Raw genomic sequence first — 9,524 nt, 5'->3', positions numbered from 1 at the left:
GGTGGTCAGCGTGATGTAGGCGAAGGTCGACAGGCCGAACGCGAAGGCGATCGGCACGCCGGAGAAGACCAGCGCGCCGACGCCGACGACGAAGAACAGCAGCAGGTTGAGGTTGCCCAGCCCCGCCAGCCAAGGCTGGAGGGCGACGAGCCCACCCGCGACCGCAACGCCGAGCGCCAGCGCGCCGGCCGTCATCCGCCAATCGGCCGTTTCGAAGAGGCGGATGACGGCGACCAGCAGCATCAGGCCGAGGCCGATCGGCAAGGCAGCGGCGCGCCACGCATTGTTGAGATCGAGGGCCGGCGTCTGGACGTAGATTTCCTCGGCCGCGAACTCGTAGGCCGGGTGCAGGACGAGGCTCACGAAGATCAGGCCGGCCACCAGCGCGACTGTTTCCAGAAAGGCGCGGGTGCGGGGTCCGGTCATCGCGACGATCGCCGTCATGCGCATGTGCTCGGCGCGGCGGAAGGCGACCACGGCGCCCAGCATGGCGAGCCACAGGAACAGGATGCCGGCGAGTTCGTCCGACCAGACGAGCGGCTCATGGAAGACGTAGCGGCTCACGACGCCGGCGAGCAGCACCCCGATCTCGGCCAGCACCAGCAGGGCGGCCGGGATCTCGACGAGATGACCGAGGAACCGATCGGCGATCCCGAGCCATGGGTGACCGCTCAGCGGGGGCCCGTGCAGGCCGTGACTGGGCGTTGCCTCGACAGAGGCGGCGGCGGCGATACCGACGTGCATGACACCCCACCCCCTCAACCGAGCTTGCCGGATACGGCTTCGAGGTGGCTCCAGCCGACTTCACCGAACTTCGCCTTCCAGTCCTTGTAGAAACTCGTCTTGGCGAGAGCGGCACGGAAAGGCTCGCGGTCGACATCGATGAACCTGATCCCTTTCTCTGACAGGGTCGTGCGCAGAGAGTCGCTGAGCCTGACCACGTCCGCACGCTGATCCTGACCCGAGCGGTCGAACTCCCTGGTCACGATCGCGCGCAGGTCCTCGGGCAGCTTCTGCCAAGCGCGCTTGTTTCCGAGGATCCAGTAGCCGTCCCAGACGTGGCCGGTCAGGCTGCAGGACTTCTGCACCTCGTAGAGGCGCGTCGTGGCGATGATCGGCAGCGGGTTCTCTTCGCCTTCCACGACCTTGGTTTGGAGCGCCGAGTACAGCTCGTTGAAATTGATGGGCGCGGCCCCGGCGTCGAGGGCCTTGAAGAGCGAGGTCAGCATCGGTGCTTGGGGCACGCGAATCTTGAAGCCCTTCAGATCCTCGGGCGTCCTGATCTCACGGGTCGAGGAGGTGATCTGACGGAAGCCGTTGTCCCAGCTCTTGCAGATGGTCGTGATCGGCGTCTTGGCGATCTCGGCGCGGACATAGTCGCCGAGCGCCCCGTCCATGGCCTTCCAGACGGCATCGTAATCCTTGAAGGCGAAGCCGGTGTTGGGCAGGCTGGACGCCGGCACGAAGGTCGACAGGATCGAGTGTGAGAGGTTGAAGAACTCGACCGAGCCGTTCCGCACCTGCGACAGCAGGTCGGTGTCCGAGCCGAGTTGATTGGCCGGGAACAACTTGATGTCGACGCGCCCGCTCGTCGCCTCGCGGATCCGGTCGGACGCTTCCTGCGCCCGGACGTTGACCGGATGGGTCGGGTCCTGGCCGGTGGCGAGCTTGTAGCCGAATTCGGCGGCCTCGCCCCGGCGCGTGATGATGCCGAAGATCGGAACAGCCGCGGCGCCGGCAAGAAGTGTCCGACGGCTTATGTTGAATGTGCTCACGATTTCACTCCCTGATGATGCTCGGTGGCGCGATCCCGCCTGCTACGGTCTTTGAGATCGCCGGCCTCTGCCCATGCGTGCAGGTCGCCCTTTTGCTGAGCGTTTTTATTGTTTTGATCGAATATTGAATTCGTTAATTGTTTTCAGGCGCGCATCATCGCTCGGAGCGCGCGATGCGACCGAATGAATAGAGAAGTTTTTCTAAGGCACAGCATGATCGCGGACGCGGAGATCCGCGATCATCTCAATTCAGCGCAGTTATGGGTGCGAGTAGTCGCTTGTTGTCGCGAGCGACGGCTGCGCCTACAGCCAACCGCGGATGCTTCGAACCATCGCCTCGGTCGAGATGCCGTAGCGGTCGTGAAGGGTCGGTAGCGCTCCGGCGTCGAGGAACTCGTCCGGCAGGCCGACTTGACGGAAGCCGCGCTCCGGCAGGGTACCGTCGCGCATCAACAATCCCGCCACCGCCTCGCCGAGGCCGCCGACCACCGAGTGGTTCTCGGCAACGACCACGAGGCGCCCACCGCGACGGGCCTCGGCCAGGATCGTCGCCGCGTCGAGCGGCTTGATCGTCGGCACGTGCAGCACCGCCACGTCGACCCGATCCTCGCACAGGGCCTCGGCCACCTCCAGGGCGCGCATCGTCATCAGGCCCGACGAGATCACCAGCACGTCGCGGCCATCGCGGATCGTCTTGGCCTTGCCCCACTCGAACTGGTAGCCGTACTCGTCGAGCACCAGCGGGACGTTGCCGCGCAGCAGCCGCAGGTAGACCGGGCCCTGGTGGGCGACCATCGCCGGGACCATCTGCTCGATCTCGTGCGCGTCGCACGGGTCGAGGATCGTCATGTTCGGCATGCCGCGGAAGATCGCGACATCCTCGGTCGCCTGATGGCTGGGCCCGTAGCCGGTGGTCAGGCCGGGCAGCGCGCAGGCGATCTTGACGTTGAGGTTCTCCTCCGCGATCGCGAGGCAGATGAAATCGTAGGCGCGCCGCGCCGCGAACACCGCGTAGGTGGTGGCAACCGAGACGAACCCCTCGCGGGCGAGGCCGGCGGCCGCGCTCATCAGGAGCTGCTCGGCCATCCCCATCTGATAGAACCGGTCAGGGTGGGCCTGCGCGAAGATGTGCAGGTCCGTGTACTTGGCCAGATCCGCCGAGAGGCCGACGATGTCGGGCCGGGTCTTGGCGAGCTCCACGAGGGCGTGGCCGAACGGGACGGGCTTCGTGCGCTGCCCAGGGGCGGCCAGCGAGGCGATCATCGCCGAGGTCTTGGCGCCGCCGCCGACGCGCGGCGCGGGCCTCTCATATTTCGAGCGTCTCACTTCACCCTCCCCTCGTCCAGGATCTCCAGCGCCTGCGTCCACTCGGCCGGCTCGACCCGCAGGAAATGGTTGCGCTCGCGCTCCTCGAGGAACGGCACGCCCTTGGCCATCTTCGTGTCGCAGATGATTACCCGGGGTTCGGGACCCGGATGGTGCCGGGCGGCATCGAAGGCCTTCACGAGCGCGTCGAGGTCGTTGCCGTCGACCCGCTGAACGAACCAGTTGAACGCCTCGAACTTCGGCGCCAGCGGCTCGAAGTTGAGAACCCCGTGCGAGGGGCCGTCCGCCTGCATGCCGTTCACGTCGACGATGCCGATCAGGTTGTCGAGCTTGAACGACCCGGCCGACATGGCGGCCTCCCAGGTCGAGCCCTCGTCGAGCTCGCCGTCGGAGAACAGGTTGTAGACGAAGCTCTTCGCGTTCTTGCGCTTCAGGCCCAGCGCCATGCCGACCGCGATCCCGAGCCCGTGGCCGAGCGACCCGCCGGTGATCTCCATGCCGGGCGTGTAGGCGGCCATGCCGGACATCGGCAGGCGGCTGTCGTCGCCGCCGTAGCTCGTCAGCTCGTCCTCCGGGATGATCCCGGCCTCGATCAGCGCCGCGTAGAGGGCGATGGCGTAGTGGCCGATGGAGAGGCAGAAGCGGTCGCGGCCCTCCCATTCCGGATCCTCCGGACGGTAGGTCATCGCGTGGAAGTAGCTCACCGCCAGCACATCGGAGATGCCGAGCGCCTGGGCGATGTAGCCCTGGCCCTGGACCTCGCCCATCAACAGGGCGTGGCGGCGGATATTGTAGGCCCGGTCGGCCAGCGAGATGTTCGAACCCTCGTGGGGCCGTTCGGTTGACATGAGGTCCTCCCTCTCAGTGGATCAGCATGCCGCCGTTCACGTCGATCACCGCGCCGGTGATGTACGCGGACAGGTCGGAGGCCAGGAACAGGCAGGCATTGGCGACGTCGTCGGCGACGCCGAGGCGGCCGAGCGGGATGCCCTTGGCGATCTCGACCTTGAGCTCGGGGGTGAGCTTGTCGCCGGTGATGTCGGTCTGGATCAGACCGGGAGTGACGGAATTGACTCGGATGCTGTCAGCGCCCAGTTCGCGGGCCATGGCCTTCTGCAGGCCGAGGACACCGGCCTTCGCCGCGGAATAGTGCGGACCGCCGAAGATGCCGCCGCCGCGCTGGGCCGAGACCGACGACATGCAGATGATCGAGCCGGATTTCTGCTTCCGCATCTGCGGGACCACGGCCTGGCTCATGTAGAGCGTGCCGCGCAGGTTGACGTCGGTGACCGCGTCGTAGTTCTCCGGTCCCACATCCATCAGCTTGAGCGGCTGGGTGATGCCGGCGTTGTTGATCAGCACGTCGATCGAGCCGAGGCGGGCGATCGTCTCATCGGCGGCAGCTTGGCATGCGCCCCGGTCGGTGACGTTGCAGGCGAGGCCGAGATGGCCGTCACCGAGGTCGCGGGCGGCCGCCTCGGCCTGGCCGGCGTCGAGGTCGAGGATGACGACGCGGGCGCCCTGCTTCGCGAAGAGCCGGGCGGTGGCCTTGCCGATGCCGCGGGCGGAGGCCGCCCCGGTGATCACGCAGACCTTGTTCTCGAGAAGCATGTAGACCCTCCCTGCAAACCGGCCGAACCCGGCTTCTTCTGCGATGGGAGGCGGAGAAAGCTTGGCATGAAGCCAGCTCACCCTCTTCGGCCGCGCTCTGACGGGCGTCGACGTCCGAGCCGTTTCCTCGCGTCCTATCGTTGACGCCCTTATGGCTGCCCGAGAGGCAATGAACAAACGCGAAGATTGCATTCAAACATGAATGAAATTCATTAAACGCTATTCCAGCTCCGAGCTCGGCGATACAGACAGTTCTCTAGCGAGCCAGCGTGCGAAGATCCTCAGAGGTTCGCGCCGTCGCGATGATGGCGGAAAGACGAGATGGTGACCGGTGTAGTGGATATCCACTGAACGACCTGCAAGCGGTGCCACAAGGCGTCCGATCGTCATTTCCCGTTCCGCGAGACGTGTCGACTCCAGGGCGACGCCGAGGCCGTCGGCCGCTCCGGTCAATGCCAGGAAGCTGCGGTCGAAGCGCAGGGCTGCGGATGCCGGCGCCGTCAGGCCGTTCTTGTCGAACCAGTGCGGCCAGCGCACCAGCTTCGTGTCGCTCTGGATCAAGGGATGCCGGAACAGATCGGACGGCTTCTTGATCTGCTCTGCTCGCGACGGGTCGCAGAGCGGCGTCACCGTTTCAACGCCGAGAGGCATGCGCAGCAAGCCCTCGCCGCGCGGGGGGCCGTAGACGATATCGGCATCGAACTCGTCGTTGGTGAAGCGCGCGTAGTCCATGCCTGCGGCCAGTCGCACCTCCATCCCAGGATGGTCGCGCAGAAAACCCGACAGCCGGGGCGTCAGCCACTGTGCGGCAAAGCTCGGGGCGCAATGCAGGCGCAGCAATTGCGAGCCGCGGGTCGAGATCATGTCGAGCCCGCGGTGCAGCTCGGCGAAAGCCCGGCTGACGTGATCGAGGAGCGCCTCTCCCGCTGTCGTTGGCGCGATACCCTGCCCGACGCGCTCGAAGAGAGGCACGCCGAGCGACTCCTCGAGCTTGCTCATGGCGTGGCTGACAGCGCTGGCCGAGAGGTTCAGCTCGCCGGCAGCCTCCTTGAAAGAGCGACGTCGCGCCGCTGCCTCGAAGATGCGGAACGCGGACAAAGGAAGATCCGAAGCCATGACGCTATCTTGAAGTCCCCCATTTTATGAGAGTATCACATCGCCTATTTGCGAGCAGTTTCCTCACGATGCTTGATCTTATTGCGCTGACTGCATCCGGGACAATGAATAACGCGTCACGATGCCCTACTCGCCTTATGACCGGTCGCCTTCTGGATTGAGGGTCTAGGCATTCCATAGGGGCACCTCCCGCATGAGATGATGCGCCAGTGTTTGGTCGAAGCAACACCTATCGGACCGCTTCCCCTTCTGTCCGCGGGGAACCAGCGCGCATCGGTCCAATCAGCAGGATCGAACCGGAAGGCAGCACATCCGCTTCGAGACGAAAGCGCGACATCCGATTGCGATCCTGAGCGGACAATCAGGACCGGCTCCGGCAGCTCGACACGGTCGTCGCGTTCCTCGCAAGCCCACCCTTCTGGACGCGCTTCGGATCCGGGGACCGGTCGCGCGAAAATCCATGAGGCCGTACAAGCTGGACGAGGATAGACCGGGCCGCCCCTCGAACTCGGCTCGACTGGTATCGGTGACGCTGTACTCGACGTTCTCGAGATTAGTCGACCCGGTGGCGACGACCAAGCCGACCGCCTACAGGCCACGCAGGTAACCGCTCACCTGATAGAAGCGGCGTCGGTCTGAGCGAGCGTGCGGAGCCGGCAGAGGCTTGCAGGCGAGATTCGGTACATCGGCCGCGAGTCTATCGATCGTCGGCTCACCCGTCAGTGGAGATGGCGTGGTAGCCGCCGGCCATCCTGCCGATGAGCGGCCTCGCGTCGCGGCTCACACGCTGGTGACGTCGGGCGCGCTTCCGCGTCGTGAGGGGGCAAGAGCGCCCTCGATCAGTTCATCTTCCGGCGCCGGTCCTGCACCTCTTGCTGCGCAAGCTTCCGGCCCAGCGATATCAAGAGCGCGTCGGCCAGCGCTTTCAGAGCCGGATCTCGCAACTCCACAATCGCCTCCTGTGCGGCGATGGCGTGATCGGCGGCCCGGTCGAGCGCGGTTTCATCGGGGCGGCGCGTGCCCTCCGCGAAAGTGCCCTCGCTCATCCGCAGTGAGGTGATGTCCACGAGGATGCCGCCACCGCCGACCGGTCGCCCCTGATGATCAGCGGTGAAGCGGCCTCGCGCCAGAACCCAGCGGGTCTGGTGGTCGACCGAGATGACCCTGTACTCGGTCAGGAAGGTGCTACCTTCGCTGGCGCTGCGCCGGATCAGATCGAGAACCCGCACCCGATCCTCGGGGTGTATGGCTTCGACGTATTGGGTCAGTGGAACGCCCGCCTCCGCCTGCTGCGGGTCGACATCGAAGAGCAGCGCCACGAAGGCGTCCGAGCGCGCGCAGTCCGTCGCCGCGTCCCACTCCCACTGGCCGATGACGTCGAGTTCATCGAGCGCCGACTGAAATGCCTTCGGACACGTCTGACCGCCAAGGGATCGGGGCTTCGGCACGCCGTACCTGCTCTCGCTGTTCGCTCACACCCATGTGACCTGTCGCACGACACAACCACAAAGGGCAAGCTTTGCGCTAGCACAACCGTTGCGCTTCACACGCATTCAAATAGAATTTGAAACGGTATAACAGTGTACACGGCGCGTGCGGGACGCCGAGACGGAGGCCTATGAGCAGCAAGACGCCGCCCCCCAGCGCCCTTCACCATGAGGAGGACTGCGGGGTCCCGACGCTTCGGCAACAGAGGACGGAACGGCTCCTGAGTCGTATCGCGGAAGCGGTGCAGGTGCCGCCCTCTGCGTTCTACAGGCCACCGAACGCCGTCGATGCGGGAGCTTCCGCCGCGGCCATTCCGGTGGCCCCGGTCGCCAGCGACGCTGAGTGCGCGGAGTTGCTGGCCGCTTTCAACCTGGTCCGTGATCCTGAGGATCGACGCAGGCTCCTGGAGCTGGTTCAGAAGACGGCCGAGCGCGCCTGAGGCTGAACAGCCGGCCCTCCGCCCGGTGAGCCGATCGGGGCGTGGCGACGTGGAATATGCGACCGCCTCAGAATCCGATCCGATCGGCCGCCTTCCCGAGCGCCGGCGATGGGCTGCCTATCCAGCTGGTGCGGCCGTTCTCATACAGCCGGCCCCACGCGCGCCGCCCGCCCGGCGCGAATATCACCTGAAGTTTATGGTCGAGGCAGTCGTGGACCTTGCACACGTCAGCGAGCAGGTAGGTTTCGCCGTCCGCTTTGATTTCTCTGGAAGGTTGGGACGGTCCGTTCGACGTGCGGCTCTAGGCCGTCACCCACTTCGGCACTGAAGGACCACTCCTCAGCATCGCGTTGTAGGCGCGCTTGTCGCCGGGTCGGCGCAGCAGGTCGAACAGGTAGACGTCCGCAGCAGCGGCCGGTCCGACAGCGACGAGACTGAGTACAGCGAACACTGTGCGCATAAGAGGGAGAATAGCTCAGCCGCTGGTGCCGGCAACTGCTGGACCCAACACGTCAGGCTTGGCAATATGGTCCGCGGTATGCGGCACCCGCTCCGGCTCTTCCAGAGCATCATCTCCTGCCCCGCCGACACCGCCGCGCGGGGCTATTGTGCATTCTGCTCTGCTCTTCAGATGCGCTCCGAGGCTGTTAGGGTCCTGATTGAGGCTGATGCTCGGATGGGTGGGGATGAGCCCCGCCCACGAGCCGTATCTGCCCGACGTTTCCGATGAGGAGCGGGCGCCGGTCGCGCCCGAACTGACGCTGCTGCGCGGGGATGCCGGTCAGCGCGAGCATGCGTTGCGGGAGGTGTTCAGCGCGCTGCGCCACATCGTCAGGACCGGCTGCCCGTGGCGGCTGAGGCCGCGCGACCTGCCGCCCTGGTTTGCCGTGTATCGGCAGGCGCAGCGCGGACTATCAGGTGGCTGCTTCGAGCAACGGGCCGAGGATCCGCGCGCGGTGCTGCACCTCGCCGCGGATCGGACGCCGGAGCCGACGGCGGCCATGCTCGACGGCCGGACCTCGCGCTCCTCGGCCGAGAGCGGCGAGCGAGCGGGCTACAATGGGGCCAAGCGCGAGAAGGGCTCGATGCTGCGCATTGCGGTGGAAACCCTCGGCCCTCTCCTGACGCGGCATGTCACTTCAGAATCAACCCTTGGGCGACTCGACGTGTCTCAGTTCCATGAAAAGTATAGTCGCCGGCAACGCGCGTCGTTATATTTCTGTTCACTTCGGTAATTTAATTTCTGCATTGTTTCCGAGTCGAGCTTGATCAATTTCGAGCGCCGTTGTCCATGAGCCCGCCGAAAAAGCGGCGCGTTGAGTCAGAAAGATAGCGATCCATGTCTTCGATCACCCTGTCGGCCGCCACGCGTCAGAACCTGCTCTCGCTGCAGGACACCGCCCAGCTGATGTCGACTGATCCGCCCCCAATGAAGTGGTCCGCCCTTTGGTATGGCTTTCGAGCCTGGAGGACGGATCGATGTCGAGGAAGCGACCCAAGCCTGAGGAGATTGTCGCAAAGCTGCGGCAGGCGGACGTGCTGGTCGGCCAAGGCCAGAGCGTGGCGGAGGCGATCCGCGCGATCGGCGTGAGCGAGGTGACGTACTACCGCTGGCGGCGTGAGTACGGCGGCCTGAAGTCGGATCAGGTCCGGCGGATGAAGGATCTGGAGACGGAGAACCAGCGGCTCAGAAAAGCCATCGCGGATCTCACCCTGGACAAGTTGATCCTGCAGGAGGCGGCCCGGGGAAACTGATCAGCCCCGCGCGC

At 65.4% G+C, this 9,524-nt stretch carries 8 protein-coding genes and 2 pseudogenes; 3 read left to right on the top strand and 7 right to left on the bottom strand.

What is annotated here, in order from left to right; translation table 11 throughout:
• The 7 genes from BM419_RS00055 to BM419_RS00025 all read right to left on the bottom strand — a co-directional run.
• Window positions 1-744: TRAP transporter small permease (locus tag BM419_RS00055; RefSeq protein ID WP_139257044.1), on the bottom strand; the 744-nt coding region annotated here is incomplete at its 3' end.
• Between the two features lie 14 nt (window positions 745-758).
• Window positions 759-1,775, bottom strand: coding sequence for a TRAP transporter substrate-binding protein (locus BM419_RS00050; RefSeq protein WP_091924215.1), 1,017 nt, complete (start codon window positions 1,773-1,775; stop codon window positions 759-761).
• A 303-nt stretch (window positions 1,776-2,078) separates the two neighbouring features.
• Complete coding sequence (locus tag BM419_RS00045) at window positions 2,079-3,101, bottom strand: transketolase family protein (protein ID WP_091924212.1); 1,023 nt, start codon at window positions 3,099-3,101, stop codon at window positions 2,079-2,081.
• The gene (locus tag BM419_RS00040) at window positions 3,098-3,949 is read right to left on the bottom strand and encodes a transketolase (RefSeq protein ID WP_091924209.1); all 852 of its coding nucleotides are present in this window, start codon (window positions 3,947-3,949) and stop codon (window positions 3,098-3,100) included. The genes BM419_RS00045 and BM419_RS00040 overlap by 4 nt, the downstream gene beginning before the upstream one ends.
• Before the next feature lie 13 nt (window positions 3,950-3,962).
• On the bottom strand, window positions 3,963-4,712 hold the full coding sequence (locus tag BM419_RS00035) for an SDR family NAD(P)-dependent oxidoreductase (RefSeq protein WP_091924205.1): 750 nt from the start codon (window positions 4,710-4,712) through the stop codon (window positions 3,963-3,965).
• A gap of 219 nt (window positions 4,713-4,931) precedes the next feature.
• A complete protein-coding gene (locus BM419_RS00030; RefSeq protein WP_091924202.1) occupies window positions 4,932-5,828 on the bottom strand; it encodes a LysR substrate-binding domain-containing protein in 897 nt (298 codons plus the stop codon).
• A gap of 839 nt (window positions 5,829-6,667) precedes the next feature.
• Window positions 6,668-7,276: a PAS domain-containing protein gene (locus BM419_RS00025; protein ID WP_091924199.1), complete on the bottom strand. Its 609-nt coding sequence runs from the start codon at window positions 7,274-7,276 to the stop codon at window positions 6,668-6,670.
• A 170-nt stretch (window positions 7,277-7,446) separates the two neighbouring features.
• Between BM419_RS00025 and BM419_RS00020 the strand changes: the two genes are divergently transcribed.
• The 3 genes and pseudogenes from BM419_RS00020 to BM419_RS00005 form a co-directional block, all read left to right on the top strand.
• Entirely contained in the window at window positions 7,447-7,755 is a 309-nt protein-coding gene (locus BM419_RS00020; protein WP_091924196.1) for a hypothetical protein, read from the top strand.
• Between the two features lie 686 nt (window positions 7,756-8,441).
• A pseudogene (locus BM419_RS00010) lies at window positions 8,442-8,894 on the top strand (transposase); the annotation flags it as partial.
• 340 nt (window positions 8,895-9,234) lie between these two features.
• A pseudogene (locus tag BM419_RS00005) lies at window positions 9,235-9,504 on the top strand (transposase); the annotation flags it as partial.
• Between the last annotated feature and the right edge of the window lie 20 nt (window positions 9,505-9,524).

The sequence above is a fragment of the Methylobacterium sp. yr668 genome (assembly GCF_900116245.1).
GTDB lineage: Bacteria > Pseudomonadota > Alphaproteobacteria > Rhizobiales > Beijerinckiaceae > Methylobacterium.
Note: the sequence above shows the minus strand (reverse complement) of the source record. Positions and strands in the feature narration are given on the sequence as shown.